The 19938-nt window shown below is 53.7% G+C and carries 19 protein-coding genes and 1 tRNA gene; 8 read left to right on the top strand and 12 right to left on the bottom strand.

Annotated features, from left to right (window positions below):
- The first annotated feature begins 71 nt into the window (after positions 1–71).
- Genes G4V39_RS09675 through G4V39_RS09665 form a run of 3 tightly spaced genes read left to right on the top strand, consistent with a single transcriptional unit; the run spans position 72 to position 2809 of the window.
- Positions 72–488 (top strand): hypothetical protein, encoded by a 417-nt coding sequence (locus G4V39_RS09675; RefSeq protein WP_166032739.1) that lies wholly within the window; start codon positions 72–74, stop codon positions 486–488.
- Positions 488–2167 carry a CTP synthase gene (pyrG, locus tag G4V39_RS09670; protein ID WP_166032738.1) on the top strand — a complete coding sequence of 560 codons (1680 nt, stop codon included), beginning with the start codon at positions 488–490 and terminating at the stop codon, positions 2165–2167. The genes G4V39_RS09675 and pyrG overlap by 1 nt, the downstream gene beginning before the upstream one ends.
- Positions 2168–2170: 3 nt before the next feature.
- The gene (locus G4V39_RS09665; protein WP_166032737.1) at positions 2171–2809 is read left to right on the top strand and encodes a 16S rRNA (guanine(527)-N(7))-methyltransferase RsmG; all 639 of its coding nucleotides are present in this window, start codon (positions 2171–2173) and stop codon (positions 2807–2809) included.
- On the opposite strand, the gene G4V39_RS09660 is transcribed toward G4V39_RS09665, so the two are convergent.
- The 3 genes from G4V39_RS09660 to G4V39_RS09650 all read right to left on the bottom strand — a co-directional run bounded on the left by G4V39_RS09660 (position 2797) and on the right by G4V39_RS09650 (position 5379).
- Positions 2797–3798 (bottom strand): hypothetical protein, encoded by a 1002-nt coding sequence (locus G4V39_RS09660; protein ID WP_166032736.1) that lies wholly within the window; start codon positions 3796–3798, stop codon positions 2797–2799. The two genes, G4V39_RS09665 and G4V39_RS09660, sit on opposite strands and share 13 nt — an antisense overlap.
- 3 nt (positions 3799–3801) lie before the next feature.
- Positions 3802–4014, bottom strand: coding sequence for a hypothetical protein (locus tag G4V39_RS09655; protein WP_166032735.1), 213 nt, complete (start codon positions 4012–4014; stop codon positions 3802–3804).
- 150 nt (positions 4015–4164) lie between these two features.
- On the bottom strand, positions 4165–5379 hold the full coding sequence (locus tag G4V39_RS09650; protein ID WP_166032734.1) for an ammonium transporter: 1215 nt from the start codon (positions 5377–5379) through the stop codon (positions 4165–4167).
- Positions 5380–5632: 253 nt separating this feature from the next.
- Here G4V39_RS09650 and G4V39_RS09645 point away from each other — a divergent pair, with 253 nt between their 5' ends.
- The 5 genes from G4V39_RS09645 to G4V39_RS09625 all read left to right on the top strand — a co-directional run bounded on the left by G4V39_RS09645 (position 5633) and on the right by G4V39_RS09625 (position 11572).
- Complete coding sequence (locus G4V39_RS09645; protein ID WP_166032733.1) at positions 5633–6502, top strand: hypothetical protein; 870 nt, start codon at positions 5633–5635, stop codon at positions 6500–6502.
- A gap of 115 nt (positions 6503–6617) precedes the next feature.
- Complete coding sequence (gene recN, locus G4V39_RS09640) at positions 6618–8270, top strand: DNA repair protein RecN (RefSeq protein WP_166032732.1); 1653 nt, start codon at positions 6618–6620, stop codon at positions 8268–8270.
- Positions 8263–9282: a thiamine biosynthesis protein gene (locus G4V39_RS09635; RefSeq protein WP_166032731.1), complete on the top strand. Its 1020-nt coding sequence runs from the start codon at positions 8263–8265 to the stop codon at positions 9280–9282. The genes recN and G4V39_RS09635 overlap by 8 nt, the downstream gene beginning before the upstream one ends.
- 50 nt (positions 9283–9332) lie before the next feature.
- Positions 9333–11225 carry a SurA N-terminal domain-containing protein gene (locus G4V39_RS09630; RefSeq protein ID WP_166032730.1) on the top strand — a complete coding sequence of 631 codons (1893 nt, stop codon included), beginning with the start codon at positions 9333–9335 and terminating at the stop codon, positions 11223–11225.
- Entirely contained in the window at positions 11171–11572 is a 402-nt protein-coding gene (locus G4V39_RS09625) for a hypothetical protein (RefSeq protein WP_210412218.1), read from the top strand. Before G4V39_RS09630 ends, G4V39_RS09625 begins: the two co-directional genes overlap by 55 nt.
- On the opposite strand, the gene G4V39_RS09620 is transcribed toward G4V39_RS09625, so the two are convergent.
- The 9 genes from G4V39_RS09620 to murD form a co-directional block, all read right to left on the bottom strand.
- Positions 11569–11763 (bottom strand): hypothetical protein, encoded by a 195-nt coding sequence (locus G4V39_RS09620; RefSeq protein WP_166032728.1) that lies wholly within the window; start codon positions 11761–11763, stop codon positions 11569–11571. The two genes, G4V39_RS09625 and G4V39_RS09620, sit on opposite strands and share 4 nt — an antisense overlap.
- Before the next feature lie 50 nt (positions 11764–11813).
- Positions 11814–11889, bottom strand: a tRNA-Ala gene (locus G4V39_RS09615).
- A 100-nt stretch (positions 11890–11989) separates the two neighbouring features.
- Positions 11990–13153: a cell division protein FtsZ gene (ftsZ, locus tag G4V39_RS09610; protein ID WP_166032727.1), complete on the bottom strand. Its 1164-nt coding sequence runs from the start codon at positions 13151–13153 to the stop codon at positions 11990–11992.
- Between the two features lie 20 nt (positions 13154–13173).
- Entirely contained in the window at positions 13174–14391 is a 1218-nt protein-coding gene (ftsA, locus tag G4V39_RS09605) for a cell division protein FtsA (protein ID WP_166032726.1), read from the bottom strand.
- A gap of 4 nt (positions 14392–14395) precedes the next feature.
- Positions 14396–15118, bottom strand: a complete 723-nt coding sequence (locus tag G4V39_RS09600) for a cell division protein FtsQ/DivIB (protein WP_166032725.1) — start codon at positions 15116–15118, stop codon at positions 14396–14398.
- 52 nt (positions 15119–15170) lie between these two features.
- A complete protein-coding gene (gene murB, locus G4V39_RS09595; RefSeq protein ID WP_166032724.1) occupies positions 15171–16085 on the bottom strand; it encodes a UDP-N-acetylmuramate dehydrogenase in 915 nt (304 codons plus the stop codon).
- A complete protein-coding gene (gene murC, locus G4V39_RS09590; RefSeq protein ID WP_220126125.1) occupies positions 16076–17416 on the bottom strand; it encodes a UDP-N-acetylmuramate--L-alanine ligase in 1341 nt (446 codons plus the stop codon). The genes murB and murC overlap by 10 nt, the downstream gene beginning before the upstream one ends.
- 17 nt (positions 17417–17433) lie before the next feature.
- On the bottom strand, positions 17434–18540 hold the full coding sequence (murG, locus tag G4V39_RS09585; RefSeq protein ID WP_166032722.1) for an undecaprenyldiphospho-muramoylpentapeptide beta-N-acetylglucosaminyltransferase: 1107 nt from the start codon (positions 18538–18540) through the stop codon (positions 17434–17436).
- The gene (gene murD, locus G4V39_RS09580; RefSeq protein WP_166032721.1) at positions 18540–19934 is read right to left on the bottom strand and encodes a UDP-N-acetylmuramoyl-L-alanine--D-glutamate ligase; all 1395 of its coding nucleotides are present in this window, start codon (positions 19932–19934) and stop codon (positions 18540–18542) included. Before murD ends, murG begins: the two co-directional genes overlap by 1 nt.
- Between the last annotated feature and the right edge of the window lie 4 nt (positions 19935–19938).

Below are 19938 nucleotides of genomic sequence, written 5' to 3'. Positions count from 1 at the left end.
CTTTATAAAGCGGAACAACATCTGTGGACTGAAAACTTATCCTGGGGTATGGAGAATAAAAACAGGTGAGTATGTTCCGACGGCAATTCACCATTTATCTTCTGGTATTCATTCTGGCCCTTATCGCCATTAACTACCGGAGTCAAAAGGTCAGGAACGAACCCCTGGCCGAAGGAATCGTCAGAACCCCTAAAGGGGAAGAGTTGGGGAAGAGCCAGATCATCCGGCGGCCGGACAACTCCCTTGCTTTAAGAATATCTCTCCAGAAGGCCTTACCCAAGGGATCTCAGGTGTTGGTAGCCACAGAAGCGGGTATTTTTCTGAGCTTAGGTTCCATGGAGGGGGCAGCCTTCATTGTCACCCTCCCCCAGAGCTTAAGGTCCCAGAAGATTGAGGGCCTCCGGATCATCGCCCCCGATGGTCGCGTTCTGGCTGAGGCCCGGCTGATTTCCATAAGGCAAGAAAAGTCCGAGACAAGGAGTCGATGATGCCCAGAAGGAGAAGACATAGTCAGACCAAGTTTATCTTTATTACCGGAGGGGTTCTCTCTTCCTTAGGGAAGGGCCTGGCCGCGGCGGCCATTGGAGCCCTTTTAGAAAGCCGGGGGCTGAGAGTCACCTTTCAGAAACTGGATCCTTACATCAATGTGGATCCAGGAACCATGAATCCCTTCCAGCATGGGGAGGTTTTCGTCACCGATGATGGAGCAGAGACAGATCTGGATCTTGGTCACTACGAGCGCTTCACTTCGGCCAAGATGGGAAAGAAAAACAACTACACCTCTGGAAGAATTTATTTCTCGGTGATCACCAAGGAACGCCGAGGGGATTATCTTGGAGGGACGGTGCAGATCATTCCCCACGTCACCGACGAGATTAAGGCCGCCATTCGCCAGCTCTCGGGAGAGGCCGACGTGGCCATCGTTGAGATCGGTGGTACGGTGGGAGACATAGAAGGGCTACCTTTCCTTGAGGCCATCCGTCAGCTTCGGGCTGATTTAGGCCGGGAGAACACCCTTTATATTCACCTTACCTATATTCCCTATATTCGGGCCGCTGGCGAGGTAAAAACCAAACCCACCCAACACAGTGTCAAAGAACTCCGAGCCATTGGTATTCAGCCAGACATTCTTATGTGCCGTACAGAGCAGTTTCTGACTCCAGAGATAAAGGCCAAGATAGCCCTTTTCTGCAACGTGGACGAAGATGCTGTCATCACCGCCAAAGACGTGGACTGCATCTATGAAATCCCTCTCATTTTCCACAAAGAGGGCCTGGATGAAAAGATCCTTGAGCTTCTCAATATCTGGACTAGATCTCCCGTCCTGAAAAACTGGGAGGACTTGGTCTATCGCCTCAAACATCCCCAGAAGAGGGTCCGTATCGCTGTAGTGGGCAAGTATGTCCACCTCAAAGATTCTTACAAGAGTCTTCATGAGGCCATTGTTCACGGAGGCATGGCCAATAGTGCTGCCGTGGAGATCACCTATCTGGATTCCGAGGAGCTGGGGTCCGAGAATGTCGGTCAAAGGCTCAACGGCTGCCATGGCGTTCTGGTCCCCGGAGGCTTTGGCAGCCGAGGTATTGAGGGCAAGATTTTAGCTATCAACTGGGCCCGAGAAAATAAGATTCCCTTCTTTGGCATCTGCCTGGGGATGCAACTGGCGGTTATAGAGTTTGCCCGCAATGTAGCTGGCCTCCATGAGGCCAACTCCACCGAGTTTGACCCCACCACAGCCTACCCTGTTATCTACCTGATGAAAGAATGGTTTGACTATCGTACCCAACAGGTCGTCTTTCGAGACGAGGAAGTCAACAAAGGGGGGACTATGCGCCTGGGAGCCTACCCCTGCCGGCTAACTGAGGGAACCTTTGCCCACCAGGCCTATAGTTGCTCCGAGATTTACGAACGGCACCGACATCGCTATGAGTTCAACAACCGGTTCCGAGAAACCCTGGAGAAAGCTGGCCTGAGAATATCTGGAACCTCACCTGATGGAAAGTTGGTGGAGATAATCGAGGTAGCCGATCATCCCTGGTTTCTGGGCTGTCAATTTCATCCAGAGTTCAAATCAAAACCCATGGCTCCCCACCCTCTGTTTGCTGCCTTCATCCGGGCCGCTCTTGATTATCAAAAGAGTAAAAGTGCGGAGGAAAAGGCTGCCTAGGCGGTGAGTTATCTTCGTGATCTAAACCAGAAACAGTGTCAAAGGCTTCTGAACCATTGGTTAAGACGCTATGGTTTAAGTCCCCTGGCCTCCCAAACTTTCGACTGCCTCTGGAACTGGCTAACAGCCTTCGAGGAGGCCGCCCCGCGATTAAATCTCACCGCGGCCAAAAGCCGGAGTCAGAGGGTCTCCCAGATCCTGGAGGCCATTATCCTCTCCGAAATGATAGACCGCGGCCCGGTCCTTGACCTTGGCTCTGGAGCCGGTATCCCCGGACTTATCGGGGCCATTTACCGAAGAGAACTTTCCTTTACCCTGGCCGAAGCCCTAACCGAAAGGGTAGTGTTTATGAATAAGATCTGTCTCCAGTTAGGGCTTAGGAACTGCCAGGCTGTGGTCTGCCACTTCGGTAAGAAGTGTCCTCTTGAAGAAGGGCGCTTCGGCAGTCTTGTTTCTCGGGGGTTTGGTTCCTACCGGCGCTTTCTTAAACTGGGAGCCCCTTATGCCAAGCAGGGGGCCCGATTTTTTTATCTTCTGCGACCAGAGGTAGAGGAAGAACAGGGTCTCTCCCGGTCCTCGGAGGTGGTTTCCTTCAGGCTCCCTGACGGACAACTGCGTTACCTCTTGATTTATGAAAGATGACGATAACCCCGGTAAGTGAGAATAAACTCCATGGCCTTTTTAAAGGCGATAAATCTCTCGTGCTCTCCACCTTGATCTGGATGAAGTCTTTTAGCCAGACGCCGGAAATGCCTTAAAAGCTGGTCTTTATCCATGGTAAGGGCCTCGGTTTCACTAAGCCCCACCTGCTGACAGGCCCGCCGAAACTCCGGGGCCTGTTGCCGCCGCCAAGCTGTCTCCCGCGCCAGACGGCGCCTTTCCCACTGGCGTCGCAGACGATAGTCAAGGTCATAATACATAATGGCGTAGCGAGAGAGATAATCCTTAAGGACGGTCTGCCGATCAAGCCCCATTCGGTAGCGCTCATCATCGGCAAGCCGGCAGACGGCCTCCTCAAAGACCTGATCAAGTTCGGCCTGCCCACGGGCTTCAGGAACAAAGCGTGTTAGATGGCCGGAGAAGTATTCGGCCAGGCCAAAGGCTGCATAGATATAGGCCAGAATTTCTTTCGGCTTAAGGATAGCCTCATCGGCCTCGATCATCTGTTCGATCTCATCTCGGCTCTTATTGGCCAGGACATCCAGAAACACCAGGGGGCGCTTAAGGAGACTGTCCACATTTGTTTGGCCAAACTTAAGAAAGACCAACCTCCGGCGGTCAAAGAGATGATACCTCTCCTGCCGGGCCAGTTGCTCTGCCCGCGGACGACGCCGAGCCCTCACCACTGGAGACCGCTCAAAGTCTCTGACTATTCGCCGGATCTCGGGCTTCACAAAGGGGAGAAACAGCCCTTCAAGTTCGATTTGATCTGTCTCCACCCCCCGGGAGGCCAGGCCTTCCAAGACCGCCTCATCCAAATAGAAACTATGGCCTCCCGGATAGATGATATAGCGGCCTGGGTTTTCACCCAGTTCAAAAAGATCTCGACTCCGCCACAGCCCTCCCTCCTGGTAGGACTCACGGATGAAATAAAAGATCCTGGAGCCAACTTTTTTACGTCCGATATACATTGCTCAAGGCTGGGGGAGAGTTTTTTTCCGGATAATAACCTCTACATCCGGCCTGGCCGGAAGGCTAACGACCTCTCCGGTGCGGCGGAGTCGGCCAGATATTAACCAAGTCTGGAGATTAACGTGCTCGATGAGCAACATGCCCTGCCAGGTAAACACCATGGCCGAAAGACGCCCAGAGTTAATCTCCTCGGCTACTTCTTCTAAATGAGGCATCCCAGCTCCTGACGGCCCAACGCAGAGGGAAAAACAACGCCCGGTGGAGAAAGAGCGAGGGGAAGAGGCCGACTGATAATAAGATTGATTCTAATTTACTTCCCGGCGACTTGGGTGTCAAGCCGCCGGGAAGATGAAATAAAGGTGAGGCTAAAGGGAATAACCGGTTTCGCTGTGCTGGGAAAGATCGAGTCCCTGGAGCTCCTCTTCCTTGCTCACCCGCAAGCCAACAAGGCTGTCAACTATCTTGAGGAGCACCAGACTGCCAACAAAGGCGTAAACCACCGCCGCTCCAGCCCCAATGGCCTGAATGAGAAACTGTTTGGCTCCACCATAGAGAAGACCATTGGCTCCCCCTGGATTCCAGGCCACGGAGGCAAAAATCCCGGTAGCCAGGGCCCCAAAAAGCCCCCCTACTCCGTGGATTCCAACCACATCTAAGGCATCATCATAGCCAAATTTCCCTTTGGCCAAGACAGCAAAATAGCAGATAATTCCCGCCCCCAGCCCGATAAAGACAGCTGAGGTGGGGGAAACAAAACCGGCGGCGGGAGTAATGGCGACCAAGCCGGCGATAGCGCCCGATGAGGCTCCCAAAGTAGTGGGTTTCCCCTGGACCATCCACTCCATGAAGATCCAGGCCAAAACGGCTACCCCGGTAGCGATCTGGGTGGTCATAAAGGCCAGGACGGCGATTTTATCAGCGGCCAGAGCACTCCCGGCGTTAAAACCGAACCAACCAAACCAGAGAAGACCGGCCCCCAAGACGGTGAGGGGTAGGTTGTGAGGGTGGAAGGCCTCACGACCAAAACCGTGCCGGCGTCCGATAACCAAGGCTGCCGCTAAGGCCGAAGCCCCGGAGCTTATATGAATAACCGTGCCCCCGGCAAAATCTAGGGCCCCCAGTTTTCCTATCCATCCACCTCCCCAGACCCAATGACAAAGGGGAAAATAAATCACCGTGGCCCAAAGAGCCGTAAACACCAAAAAGGCCGAAAACTTCATCCTCTCGGCAAAGGCCCCGGTAATTAGGGCCGGGGTAATAATGGCAAACATGAGCTGAAAGGCGGCAAATAGAAGGTGAGGAATGCTATCTGAATAAGGTCCAGGATCAAGCCCTACTCCACGGAAAAACAGATAATCCAGACCACCGATTATTCCACCCCGATCCGGGCCAAAAGACAGACTGTAACCATAGATGAACCACAGCAGGGTTATTAACCCCAAACAGATAAAGCTCTGCATTATGGTGGCCAGAACGTTCTTGTTCCGGACCAACCCTCCATAAAAAAGGGCCAGCCCCGGGGTCATGAGCATGACCAAGGCACTGGCAATCATCATAAAGGTGGTGTCTGCGGCATTCATAAAACTCCCTCCTATTTGACATTTTTTCTGATCCAAAAGGCAAAGCCAGTGCCAAGCCTCAATCCCCCTAAAAACAAGGGATTGCCCCCTGACTCCCAGCCAGGCAACTCCAAAATTCTTACATTTTTGTAAGAGAAAAATCTTTTACATCACAAAAAAGTAATAAAACACGAATTGGCAAAGGCTGGAGAGGCATTCAAGTAATCGGCTGGCGGGGCCGATCCCCTTTTAAAAAAGGACAGGGAGGTCCGCCATGAAGATAGGTCCTTTAGCAGGGAAGGAGCGTTTCTTTTTACCCAACCTCTGGGAGCAGGTTTCCTCTCCGCCCAGATCCCCTACAGCTTCAAAAACCTTAAGGCCCAAACCGGATTTAATAAGTGGCATTAAAGGCCTTTATCGCCCCCCGAGGAAAAAGATCGCCGACCCCAGGATAATCTCCCTGGACTTAGACGTCTTCTGGGAGAAGATCCAAAAGACCAGCTCCCAAGTCCTTAAAGTCTTAAACACTTCTGGAAACAACGTCCCGGCCGAGACCCAAGGCATGTCTTCCTTTAAGGGACAGTTTGAACTTGACTTTGACCTTGAGCTCACCCTGGAGATCGATCCAGAAAATGGCACCGGGAACCTTCATTTTGAACTTTCTCTCTCTCGAGAGGTAGCCTACCAGGGAATGGTGACGACCATCTCTCCCGACGGCCAGACCTCGGCAAAACTGGCTTATATGAGGCAGGAAGAACTGGACGTAGATCTTGATCTTACTTTCTCCCTTGATGGAACCCTCCGCCCCCTTACCAGCCAGAGGGCCGTGGACACCGGCCGCTACTTTATCTCCTGGGCCAAGGATAATATGGTGGCCATATATGATCGCTTAAGCGGAGTCTCAACCGCCCTTAAAGGGGGAAAGGTAGATCAGGTCCTTTACTCGGCTCTCAAGTTGGCCGATGAGAGCCAGGTAGTCATAGAACAGGGGCCAGGAGGACTGGAGAAGGTTATAGTAAGCCGGGAGGCCGAACTATCTTACGCCTTTAAAGAAGATCTCCTTTTCTCTAGCCTCCAAGACTCAAAAGATCCCTGGGGCTCTTTTCTTAACCAGTTAAAGGCCTTAGACAAATTGCTTGCCTAAAGTATCCAGGGCGACGGATTGCAAACCGGCTTGATCAACGGTCCGTCGCCCTGGATTATTTTTAAGTAAGGGTCCTTTCTTGCCAAATCTATGGTTAGCACGGTAATAAAATACCGTGCTTAAAGAGCTCCATCTGCGCCACTTCGTCATCATACGAAAGGCTTCTTTATCTTTTTCTCCGGGGCTTACCGTCTTCACCGGAGAGACCGGGGCGGGAAAGTCCATATTGGTTCAGGCCCTGAAGCTCCTTCTGGGTGGTCGGGCTCCGGCGGGCATCATCTCCCCAGGGGCCAAAGAGGCTCGGGTGGAGGCCATCTTTGAGCTAGAACCAGAAACTGCTGCCCGCCTAAAACAGGCTGACATCCCGGTGGAGGAAGAGCTGTATGTCCGGCGCCTCATCACCGAGGGCCGCAGTCGAGCCTACATAAACGAAACCCCCGTGCCCCTCGGACGCCTGACGGAAATTATCGCCCCTTTAGTGGCTATCTCTGGCCAACATGAGTTTCAGCGTCTCTTCTCCCCTGAAGATCAACTAGATATACTTGACACCTATGCCGACCTCAAACGAGAGGTCCAAAAATATCAAAGTCTTTTTGCTTCCTGGAAAAAAACAGTCAGGGAGCTTGCCGACTTAAAACAACGGGGGCAAGAGCGCGAAAGAGAGCTTGATTATCTTCGTTTCCAAATCCGGGAAATTGAAACCGCCAGCCTTAAGCCAGGAGAGGACGAAGAGCTTTTGGAACAGAGAAGACGCCTTAAGGTCTTAGGGCGCCTCCAGAACCTCTCTGCTCAGGCCCACCAACTCCTTTATGCCGACAAAAGGGCCATAATTGAGACCTTGGCCGAACTTAAACGGCTCTTCCATGACTTAAGCCAGCTGGATGAGGCTGTCCGTCCCCTGGCTGAAGCCGCCGAGGGGCTTTACTTTCAGGCTGAGGACCTGGCCCTTGAGGTCCGAGGGTATCTTCAAGGTCTGCCGGAGGACGCCTTGGGGCTTGAAGAGATCGAAGATCGTCTGGCCCAGATAGAATCCCTTAAAAGGAAATATGGTCCCCGCCTGGAGGATGTTTTTGAGACCTTGAAAAAGGCCAAAGAGCGGCTCAGCGAGCTCGAGGCTCTGGAGTTGAATCTTCCCCTTTTGGAAAAAAAACTTAAGACCCTAAGGGAAGATCTAGATAAAGAAGCCGAAAAACTTCATCAGGCCAGGCGAACGGCGGCTGAAAAATTGTCCCAAAGGGTGAGCACTGAGCTTTCCTCCCTGGGGATGCCTCCAGGGTCCTTCCAGATAATGGTAAAAAAGACTGATCCCGGGCCGATGGGGGCTGATCAGGTAGAATTTTTTATCCAGGCCAACCCCGACCTCCCTCCCCGGCCCCTGAGCCGGGTGGCCTCTGGTGGAGAGCTTTCCCGGATATTTCTGGCCTTAAAGGTGGTTCTTGCTGAGGCCGGAACTCCGGCGGTGCTCCTTTTTGACGAGGTTGACACCGGAATAGGAGGGGTGGTGGCTCAGGCTGTAGGGGAGAGGCTGAAGAGGCTTTCCAAGATCCATCAAGTGCTGACCATCACCCACCTCCCCCAGATTGCCTCCTTTGCGGATCATCATTTTCGGGTCTCCAAAAAGGCCACCTCTGAAGGAACAATCACGACTATCTCCCTCCTGCAACCTGAAGAAAGATTGCTCGAGATGGCCCGGATGTTGGGCCGCCCTTCAGAAAAAGAAGCCCTTGAGTTCGCCAAAAAACTAATTGCTGAGGCTCAAGATGTCTGAAAAGAAACAAATTAAGGCCCTGGTTCTCTTCTCGGGGGGGCTAGATAGTCTCCTGACCTGCAAGCTCCTTGAAAAACAGGGGCTAGAGGTTCTAGCCCTCCGCTTTGTGACTCCTTTTACCGGCTATAACCTTCTCCAGAAAAGGGAAGCCTACCAAGCGGAAATGGAAAAGCGCTATGGCCTTAAGGTAAAAGTTATCGATGTCTCTGAGGAATACCTGGAGATACTCAAAAAGCCCCGTTATGGATACGGTCGCAACTTTAACCCCTGTATAGACTGCAAGATTTTTTTCCTCCGCCGTGCTATTTCGCTCCTTCCTCGGTACGGAGCCAGCTTTGTAGCCACCGGAGAAGTCCTTGGCCAGAGACCCATGTCCCAGAGGAGACCTATTTTGCGTCTCATAGAAAAGGCCTCGGGAGCGGAAGGCCGGCTTCTTAGACCCCTTTCGGCCAGGCTTCTTCCTGAGACCGAGGTAGAGAAACAAGGTCTGGTGGATCGCAGTCGCCTTTTGGCCCTTTCGGGCCGGAGCCGCAAAGGGCAGATGGAACTGGCCAATCAGCTGGGAATCACCGACTATGCCTCCCCGGCTGGAGGATGTCTCCTCACGGATCCCATATTAGCCGCCAGGCTTCGGTATCTGTTCGACCGGCGGGCAATGTCGGTAAATGACTCTTTGCTGGCCCTTGTAGGCCGACACTTCCTCCTCCCCCACGGCTCCTGGCTGGTAGTCGGCCGCAAGCAGGCAGAGAACCAGCGTCTTCGAGAACTCAGAAAGACCGGAGACCTTCTCCTCCGGCTCAAGGACATCCCAGGTCCCTTGGGGCTGATACGTGATAGCCACTCTGAAGATCTTCCTCTGGCGGCGGCCATTCTGGTCCGATATGCCCCGAAAGCCCGGGGGAAGGAGGCCCGGGTCATCATCTCCGGGGATCAAGGGGCTCAGGAGGAGATCCTTCCCTTAGACCTTAAAGACTATGACCTTGAGGCCTTAAGGATTCCGCCATCTTCTTGACGCCGCCACTAGCCAATGTTATTTGGCCCAAAGTTCCACAGGAGGTTTCCATGCTTGATTTCATTCGCAAAAACGCCCGCTCCTTTTTGGTCCAGATGATCTTCGGGGCTATTGTCATCGTTTTTATCTTCTGGGGAGTAGGGACTTTTCGTAGCCAGCGGGCTGACCTTCTGGCCAAGGTAAATGGCCAGGTAATCACCGTCAAAGAATACCAGCAGGTCTATAATCAGCTCCTCCGGGGAGTAGAAAGAATGTTCCAGGGTCAGGTGCCCGAGGGCTTCATCAAACAACTCAACCTTAAAGGCCAAGCCCTAGAAGAGGTTATCAGGCGGCACCTTATCGCTCAGGCGGCTAAAGAGATGAAGATTATCGTTACCGATGCTGAAGTGGCCCGGGTCATCCAGCAAATGCCAGCCTTTGCGGAAAAGGGACACTTCAGCCCCCAGCGCTACCGCCTTGTCCTCCGAGAGCTCGGTCTTCGTCCGGAAGATTTTGAAGATTCAGTAAGAAAGTCTATCCTGGAAGATAAGGTTAGGTTAGCTGTAACCGGACCAGTAGCCGTAACCGCCCTTGAGGCTCGACAGTGGTATGCCTTTGAGAATCAGAGTCGGCGCTTTGCCTACATAAGGCTAACCACCAGCGATTGTCTCAGTAAGATAAACCCCTCTGAGGCCGATCTAATCGCTTACTACGAGGCCAACAAAGAAAAATATCGGACTCCCAAGCGTCTCAAGGTAGTCTATGTGCTTTTCTCTTATGAGGAGTTCAAGGAAAAGATTCAACCCAGTAAAGAGGACATCCAGAATTATTATCAAAGCCACCAGGAACGGTTCAAAGTTCCCGAGAAGCGACGGGCCAGACACATACTCTTTAAGGTACCCCCCAATGCTTCCCCTCAGGAAGAAGAAAAGATTCGTCAAAAGGCGGAAGAGGTTTTAAAAGAGGCCCGGGCCGGAAAAGATTTTGCCAAACTGGCCCTAAAGTACTCGGATGATCTGGCCAGCAAAGACGAGGGTGGAGATCTGGGTTTTTTCTCTCGAGGGCAGCTGGTAGCTCCCTTTGAAGAGGCTGTCTTTTCTATGAAGCCAGGCCAGATAAGCGACCTTGTCCGGACACCGTTTGGCTACCACATCATCAAGCTGGAGGAGGTCCGTCCAGAACACGTAAGGCCTCTTTCGGAGGTGAAAGGAGAGATCAAGAAGCGCCTTGTTCAGCAGAAGTTGCGCCAGGCGGCAGTCCAGGCGGCCCACAGGGCCTATGATGAGATCATCATGTCCGGAGGTCTTGAGGTTTGGGCCCAAAATAAGGGGGTAAAGTTAAACGAAACTCCCCTCTTTTCTCGGGACAACCCTCCCCCTGGAGTTCCCTCTGACCCAGCCTTCCTTAAAGCTGTCTTTTCCCTAGACGAGGGGGAGCTCAGTTCCATAATCGACACTGCTGCCGGACCAGCAATCGCCCGGGTAATCAAGGTGGAACAACCCCACATTCCTCCTCTCTCTGAGGTCAAGGAACAGGTGGTCCGAGATTTTCGAGAGGAGAAAGCCCGGGAGCTCTGCAAGGAAAAGGCCTCAAAGATTCTCAAAGAGGCCAAAGAAGCCGGGAGCCTTAAGGCCGTAGCCCAGAAAGAGGGTCTTAAAGTCAAGGTCACCAAGTTCTTCCCCCGAAAGGACGAAACAGCAGGCGGAGAGCTTCCGGCCCCAATAGTGGCCAGGATAAAGGGTCTCAGTCCGGAGTCCCCCTTTCCCGAAGAGGTCCTCAGTGACGGCCAGGCCTTTTATGTCTTAGAGTGTCTGGAGCTCCGTCCGGCTGACTTTAGCCAGTTTGACAAAGAAAAGGAGGCCTTTACGGCCAAGTTGCTGGAGAAAAAGCGAAAGGATATTTTTGAACTGTGGCTCAAAAACCTGCGGGAAAAAGCCGAAATAAAGCTTTACCGCCAGCTTTAGCCTTCTTATTAATCCTTATTCTGTCCTGGCCGGCCCTGGCGGAAGAGGCCTTACCGGTAGTCCCCGGGCCTCCTCCCTTGCCCCCAGGTGGCTATATTCTGGGGCCCCTTGACTTTGCTTCCGGCTATGCCGGCTATCGCTATCTTAAGCGGGAGAAAATTGATATCCATCAATACGTCATTCAGACCCACCAAGATCTCTTAGATCAGGCCCGAAAGCGGGCCAAGGAGAAAGGATTCTCCGGGGTCTGCTATTTTGATGTCCGCTTTGAATTTACCGACGATATGGTGGTCTGGTATGGGAGATGGACTTACTACCGCCAGAAAGAAATGGACCTTCTTTTTTAACCCCCCACTGTCTCCTTGATGACTCGATAGACATCCTTAAAGACATCTTCAAAAGAGGCGGGAGAGACGCGGCCCATTTCTATAAATTTGATAATAATCTCTTTGACAATCTTAAGGATAACTTCATCTTCTGGGGAAAGACGAGCCTCTTGGCGAGAGGAAAACTTCTGGACGGGCTCAGGTCGGGACATGACCAGCTCCTAACTAAAAAGGCCTCTTTAAGAGGCCCCTTTTACCTTTTTGGTGGAGCCGAGGGGACTTGAACCCCTGACCTCGTGAATGCCATTCACGCGCTCTCCCAACTGAGCTACGGCCCCACAAAGTTGTGATCATAAATAACAGCCCTTCCAGGGGCTGTCAACGTTAGGGCAGAAATTCCCCCAGGGGGGCTGGAGGGAAAACCCCCCTGGGGAGCCGCTAATCGGCGTTACGGCGCAAGAAGGTAGGAATTTCCAGTTCCTCTTCATCAATGGGCTTGGAGACAATCTTCTTCTTTCGTTCTTTGATAGCCTCCGGACCTTTGGGTCTCGAACGTCGTTTAAAAATGGGAAGCTCTTCGTCATCCGGGGTAGAGGGCACCGGACGAATGGAAGGCTTCTCCGACTGCTGGTCCTTTCTCACCTCCTCTCCAATCCCGGTGGCGATAACTGTAACCCGAAGCTCATCCTCCAGATTGTCGTCAAAGACAATTCCCCAGAAGATCTTGGCCTCCTCGTCGGCCTCAGCCTGAATAAGAGAGGAGATCTCCGCTGCCTCTTCCATGGTCAGAGTCTCGGAGGAAGCAGTAATGTTGATGAGAATACCCTTGGCTCCCTTGATAGAGATGTCTTCCAGGAGAGGGCTAGAGATAGCCAGGCGCATGGCCTCACTGGCCCTGTTCTCTCCCCTGGCCACACCAGTCCCCATAAGGGCTAGCCCCATCTCTCCCATCACTGTCCGGACATCAGCAAAATCGAGGTTCACGTATCCAGGAACCATAATCAGATCTGATATGCCCCTTACGGCATAGTAAAGAACCTCATCGGCCTTACGGAACATGTCCACTATTTTGGCCTTGGGAGAGGCCAGGCTGATGAGTCGATCATTGGGAATGGTAATGATGGTATCAACGACCTTTTTAAGGGCTCCCACCCCGGCCTCGGCGATCCGGGCCCGGACTTTGCCCTCAAAAGCAAAGGGCTTTGTAACCACGGCCACCGTAAGAGCCCCCAGCTCCCGACTGATTTCGGCCACCACAGGGGCCGCACCGGTGCCGGTACCACCGCCCATGCCAGCGGTGATAAAGACCATATCGGCCCCCTTTAAGGCCTCCCGAATCTGATCTGCCGCCTCCAGGGCGGCCTGGCGCCCCACCTCGGGATCACCACCGGCCCCAAGCCCCTTGGTCAGATCTTTGCCCAGCTGGATCTTTATCGGGGCCCGGGACAGATCCAGAACTCGATAATCTGTGTTGGCGGCCACAAACTCCACTCCCTGGAGTTTGTGAGCAATCATGTTGTTGATAGCATTACCACCGCCCCCTCCTACGCCGACCACTTTTATCTTGGCGGCGTGTTCTGATTCGAGCAGTTCAAAGACCATCGCCTCCTCCTTTGATCCTCTTAGCCAAACCAGCGCTTCATGCGCTGCATAACCCGGTTGAAGATATTGCCATCGCGAATGCGGAACTTTCTCTCCGGTTGATTCTGAACCCCGTAGAGTACCAATCCTACGGCAGTGGCAAATTTGGGGTTTTCTACCACGTCAGCAAGCCCCTTGTAGCCTTTCGGATAACCGATCCGGGTAGGGAGTTCGAAGATCTGGTCGGCCATCTCCGGAAGACCCGGGATTAAGGCCGACCCTCCAGTAATAACCACCCCTGAGGAGATCAAAGGTTTAAGACTGCTTTTGACCAGTTCGGCATCCATGAGGGTCAGAAGCTCCTCCACCCGAGGTTCGATAATCTCGGCCAAAATCTGGCGGGAGAGTTTACGGGGACGCCGATCACCTACACTGGGAACCTCTATGACCTCCTCCGGAGAAACCAGGGCCGCTAGGCAGTGACCATGACGGATCTTGATCTTTTCAGCCTCGCTCATGGGACAGCGAAGCCCTACGGCAATGTCATTGGTGACATTGTGCCCTCCAATGCCCAAAACAGCCGTGTGTTTGATGGTCCCCCCGGAGAAGATGGCCAGATCCGTGGTTCCCCCGCCAAAATCTATCAGGGCCACTCCCAAGTCTTTCTCCTCATCGGTGAGAACGGCCTCGGCTGAGGCCAGGGGTTGAAGGACGATATCCACCACATCAAGACCGGCCCGGTTGGCACATTTGATCAGGTTTTGAGCCGCCGTTACGGCAGCGGTAACGATATGAACCTTGGCCTCAAGCCTGACACCACTCATTCCCACAGGGTCCAGGATGCCCGGCTGATCATCAACAATGTATTCCTGGGGCAGGATGTGGATGACCTCTCGATCCAGGGGAATGGCTACCGCCCTGGCGGCATCAATAACCCGATTGACGTCTTCTTCAGTCACCTCTCCGCCCTTGACAGCAATGACCCCATCGGAATTGAAGCCCTTTACATGGCTGCCAGCAATCCCCACATAGACTTGGGTAATCTCACAGCCGGCCATAAGCTCGGCCTCTTCCACCGCCCGGCGGATAGAGTTGACTGTGCTTTCGATATTAACCACCACGCCCTTCCTCAACCCCACCGAGGGATGGGTTCCCAGACCGATAATATGAACCTCCTGGTCATCTACCTCGGCTACCACGCAACAGATCTTGGTGGTCCCCACATCCAGACCGACTATAATGTCCTTCTCCGAAGGCATGACCTTAGCTCCCCTTAAACTGCACTGCGGCCTGGCCCGGAGGATAATCAAGCCTGATGGCCGCTACCTCTCGATACCAACCATTGTTGTAAAGATGGGCCAAGATCTTCTCCAACCGCTGATACTGTCCCTCCAGGTCTTGGAGGGTAAAGGTGACATAGACTTTGTCTTTGGTAATGAGGACTAACTCATCCTGGCGGATGAGAATTTCTGAGACCTTGTCCACCGGCAGGAGGCTGGTGGGGCGACGGAGATCGGCAAGGAGCTTGAGAACCGGCTGTATAGCGGGAGAAAGGCGGCCGTCGATAATCATCTCCGGCCTAACCCCATTTATCACCGGATAACTGGCCGATTCCTTGGGCTCCAAGACCTTAAAAAGCCTTCCCCGGGAATCGGTAAGATAAAGGCGCCCCCCGACCGCAGTCAAAGCCACGGGAACCTCTTCTTCTATCTTGATGACCAAGGTATCCGGCAGTCGCCGATAGACAAAGGCCCGACTTATCCAGGGATGGGCCTCAAGGCGACGGCCGATATCTGCCACATCCACGGCAAAGATATTGTCGCTCACGCCGATATCGGCCGTCTTTAGGACTTCCTCTTGACTTAGGCGCACCAGGCCTTTGATCTCTAGACGATTTATCCGGAAAAGACTCCAGTTGGCCAGAAAATACCAGCCCAGAAGACCTGTTAGGATGACCCCAGCTCCAAGAAGGCCTAAACCCAGCACAGGCCGCCAAGGAATAGTAAACCCTCTGGTAGATGTCTTTCTCCGTGGTCTCCTAACCCTGGCCAACGATCCTCACCTCCGGTTCGAGGCATATGGCAAACTTTTTAAAAACGGCCTCGCGGGCCATATCCATAAGCTCCAGGACATCTCGAGCCCTGGCCCCTCCCCGGTTGATAATGAAGTTGGCATGTCTGGTAGAGATCTGGGCGCCACCATGGCGTTTCCCCTTGAGGCCACACAAATCGATAAGACGCCCAGCCGAATCTTCTGGCGGATTTTTGAAGACACAACCGGCACTGGGATAGCGAAGAGGTTGGGATTTCGCCCGCTTCCGGCACATCTCCCCCACGGCTTGAGCTACCTGAAGAGGCGAGGTTCGGAGGAAGCGAAGGGTAGCCTGAAGGATTAGAGCCTCTTGGGGAAGATTGGTCTTTCGGTAAGAAAAAGACAGATCCCGAGCCTTAAGTTTTAGAGGGCTGGCACCAGGGAAGACAACGAAAATCTCTTCAAGAAAGTCCCCTATAGCTCCTTCAGGGGTGCCAGCATTCATGGCAATGGCCCCACCAACGGTTCCCGGAATACCAGCCAAAGATTCTACCCCCCTGAGCCCCAGCTTTATTCCGAGAGAGACGAGGTTTCTTAAGGGTTCTCCTGAAAGGACAGAGACGGTTACCGACTCCGGTTCAAGCTGAAAATCAAGACCACGCAGATCCCTCAAAGAGACAGCCAAACCAGGGAAACCGCCGTCTTTGATGATCAAGTTGGTACCCCCACCCAGAAAAAAATAGGGAATTCCCTCCTGCTCCAGGAAGGCCAGAAGCCAGACCACTTCTTTTATATTTCGAGGGAAGACGGCCGCAGCGACTTCCCCACCAAGGCGGAATGAAGTCAGTCGTCTTCCGGGAAGATCCAACTCAAACGTAATCCCTTCGCCCCTTAACTTTTTTAAGATCTTCTTTAAGCGCACTGAGCTCTCTCCTTCTGGAAGTACTCGAAGATCGCCCTGGCCAGACGGCCTATATCCCCGGCCCCTAGGGTAACAACCACCTCGCCCGGCCTGACCATGGAGGCCACGGCCTCTATCAAGCCCCCCTTGGGGACATAGGTAACCGCTCCATGCCCATGGTCGGCTATAGCCTTGGCCAGGGCCGAAGCCTCTACCCCGGGAATCTCGGGCTCACTGGCCGGATAGATATCAGTGACTACCAAGCGGTCACTTTCAAAAAAGCAGGTGGCAAACTGCTCCCAGAGGGCCTTGGTTCGAGTGTAGCGGTGGGGCTGAAAAACGACCAGAAGCGGTCTTTTGGGAAACATATCCCTTACTGCGGCCAGCGAGGCCCTGATCTCCGTAGGATGATGGGCATAGTCATCGATGAAGACGGCCCCGGCCGCCTCTCCCAAAATCTCCAGCCTTCTGGCCACCCCAGCAAACCCCTCCAGGCCCTCCCGAATGTGCCTAAAGGGAATCTCTAACTCCAGCCCCACAGCCAAAGCGGCTAAGGCGTTAACCACATTATGAATTCCAGCCAGGGGAAGGACAATTCGCCCCAGAATTCGATTTTGATACCGGGCAACAAAGCTTGTCTGGTGACCGGAGGGAACAATGTCCGTAGCCCTGATGTCGGCCTGAGCCGAAAGGCCATAGGTTAAAAGGCGTTTTTTGAGTCGGGGCAGGAGGGTCGAAAGGTGGGGGTCGTCTAGACAAACAATAGCCACTCCATAGAAGGGAACCTTATTGATGAAAGAAACGAAGGCCTCTTGAATCTCTCCCAGATCTCGATAGTGGTCCAGATGTTCGGCGTCAATATTGGTGACCACGACGATACTAGGGGTGAGGAGAAGAAACGATCCATCGCTCTCGTCGGCCTCAGCCACGATGAAATCCCTTTGTCCCAGACGAGCATTGGTCCCCAGACCGTTGACTTTGCCTCCAATGACACTGGTAGGATCAAGCCCTCCGGCGGAAAGGACAGCCGCTACCATCGAGCTGGTGGTCGTCTTCCCGTGGGCTCCGGCCACAGCCACACCATAACGATGAAGACGCATGAGTTCGGCCAGCATCTCGGCCCGAGGAATCACCGGGATTTTGGCCGCCTTGGCCGCTAAAAGTTCGGGGTTATCAGGAGGGATGGCTGAAGAGACAACTACTACTCCCGCTCCTCGAATATTCTCTGCCCGGTGGCCATAATATATGACTCCCCCAAGATCGGTCAGACGCCTGGTGGTCTCGGTCTCTTTGAGATCCGAACCCGAGACATGATAGCCAAGCTTAAGAAGTAAAGTGGCAATACCGCTCATACCGATGCCGCCAACACCTATAAAGTGGATATGCTGTCTCTTGTACACGCCGCCTCCTCGGTATCAGAGAGAAGATTCTCCAGCTCCTGAAGTATTTGTCCCGGATCTCCCCAGAGCCAAAGCTCCCGGGCCCTTTGGGCCATGATCTCAAGTCTTCGGGAGTCTTGGAGGAGATCCTTGATAACCCGGGCCAGAGAGGCTGGCGTCAGCTCTCTTTCTTCCATCATCAGGGCACCACCGATCTCCGCAAAGGCCCGGGCATTTTCTCGTTGATGCCCACCAGCGTAAGGATAAGGGACCAGGATCGCTGGTTTACCCAGACAGGATAGTTCGGCCGAAGTGGTGGCTCCAGCCCGAGAGATGACTAAATCAGCCTGAGCATAAGCCCAGGCCATATCGGAAATGAAAGGATAGACCATGGCCTCGGGAACTCCCCAACGGTTATAAGTAGCCCTAAGTGACTCCTCCTGCCCCGTCCCCGACTGATGGATAACCGTCAAATTCGGCCAAGTCTTTTTGAGCCGAGCCACTGTCTCCGGCAAGACCTGATTGAGCCTCCGGGCCCCCTGACTTCCGCCTAGAACAAGGAGACAGGGATGTGGAATCTCCCGAGTACGGGGACGTTGAAGCTCTAAACGAACGGGATTGCCGGTAACCACCACCTTAGCGGCAGGGAAATGCCTTCTTGAAACCTCGAAGGAGACCAGGATCTTGTTGGCCACCCGGGCAGCCAAACGGTTGGCCAGACCAGGAACGGCATTTTGCTCATGAACAGCGGCAGGAATGCGAAGAATTCTGGCCGCCAAAATCACCGGCAAAGAGGTATAGCCCCCCAGCCCCAAAACTACCTGGGCCTTAAAGGAGCGAAGGATGGCGATTGCCTTGGTTGTCTCGCGGGCCAGGGTCAAGATAGCCAGGAACTTACCCCCGAGGCCCCGCCCCAGAAAGGCCCGAGGAGAAAGTCTGGCCGTAGGCAAGCCAGCCTCTTTAAGAAGACCTGTCTCTAAGGCCCTTCCTGAGGAGATAAAAAGAACCCTTTCTCCGGCCTCCTTGGCCGCCCGGGCCACGGCCAGTCCTGGAAAGAGATGACCTCCGGTGCCCCCGCCGGCAATTACCAGCCTCATCAGTGGTAAATCACCTCCGAAGTCTCCAGGGCGCCCCTGGGAGCGATTATCTGGGGGGCCAGTTCTAGAACCAGGCTCCGAAAGGCCCGCCCCCTCTCCTTATAGCTGGCAAACTGATCAAAACTGGCACAAGCCGGAGAAAGTAGAACGGTATCTCCGGGATGGGCCAGACTCATCGCCACCTCTACGGCCTCCTCCAGGCTCTCCACTTGATAGGTCTCGGTTATCATGCCCAACTCTTGGGCCATTTTCTCTCGAGATTCGCCCATGAGGATCAAGGCCTTGACCTTGTGGCGGATAAGATCCGCTAGGGGCAAATAGCTTCCGCCTTTATCCCGCCCCCCGGCGATAAGAACGATAGGGCCTTCAAGCCCCTCCAGGGCCTTGGCTGTGGCGTCCACATTGGTGGCCTTGGAATCGTTGACAAAATAGACCCCACCTACCTGGGTTATAAACTCCAGTCGGTGAGGATAACCGACAAACTCCTTGGCCGCCTGGGCTACGGCCTCAGGGCTGGCTCCAGCCAGTCTGGCGGCCAGGGCGGCGGCCAGAAAATTTTCTCGGTTGTGACGCCCCAGAAGGCGGAAGAGAGAAAGATCATACCTTTCCTCCGTCTCAGAGAGCCGGAGAATAGCCAAAGGTTCTCGGAGATAGGCCACCTGCCCCTTGGGGCCATAGATAAAGACCCGGGCCTTAAGCTCCGGTAGATATCGTAAGGTTTCCGGATCGCGCCCGTTTATTATGGCCACATCATCTGGCCTCTGATTCTCAAAAAGACGGAACTTGACCCGGGCATATTCTTCAAAGGAGCGATAGCGTTCCAGGTGATCCGGGGTGATATTAAGTAAGACCCCTATATGGGGCCGGAAGTCTCTTATGGTCTCCAGCTGAAAACTGGAGATCTCAAGGACAACTAGGTCAGCCAGCTGGCTCCCGGAGACATATTCCGAAAGAGGAATTCCGAAATTGCCACCCACAAAGACCCTTTTCCCTGAAAAGCGCAACATATCAGCCACCAAGGCCGTAACCGTCGTCTTGCCGTTGGTCCCGGTTATGGCCACCACCGGACTTCGGAGAAAAGAGGCGGCCAGTTCCAGCTCCCCGATGATGGGGATACCCTTCCTGTAGGCGGTTTCGAAGGCCTTTCCCTGCCGAGGAACTCCGGGACTGACAACAATAAGATCCGCCCAGGCAAAAGTCTCTGGACGATGTCCCCCGGCCTCCAGAAAGACCCCCAGATCCTCGACAAAGGTCTTATCCTTGCCATCAATGGCCTCAAGGGATCTCTTTTCAGAAATCAGAACCTCCGCCCCTTGGCTGACAGCCAGTTTGGCCGCGGCCATACCCGAACGCCCTAGCCCGACAACAACAATTTTTTGGCCCCGAAGATCCATGTCT

Source organism: Thermosulfuriphilus ammonigenes, assembly GCF_011207455.1.
Classification (GTDB): domain Bacteria; phylum Desulfobacterota; class Thermodesulfobacteria; order Thermodesulfobacteriales; family ST65; genus Thermosulfuriphilus; species Thermosulfuriphilus ammonigenes.
Note: the sequence above shows the minus strand (reverse complement) of the source record. Positions and strands in the feature narration are given on the sequence as shown.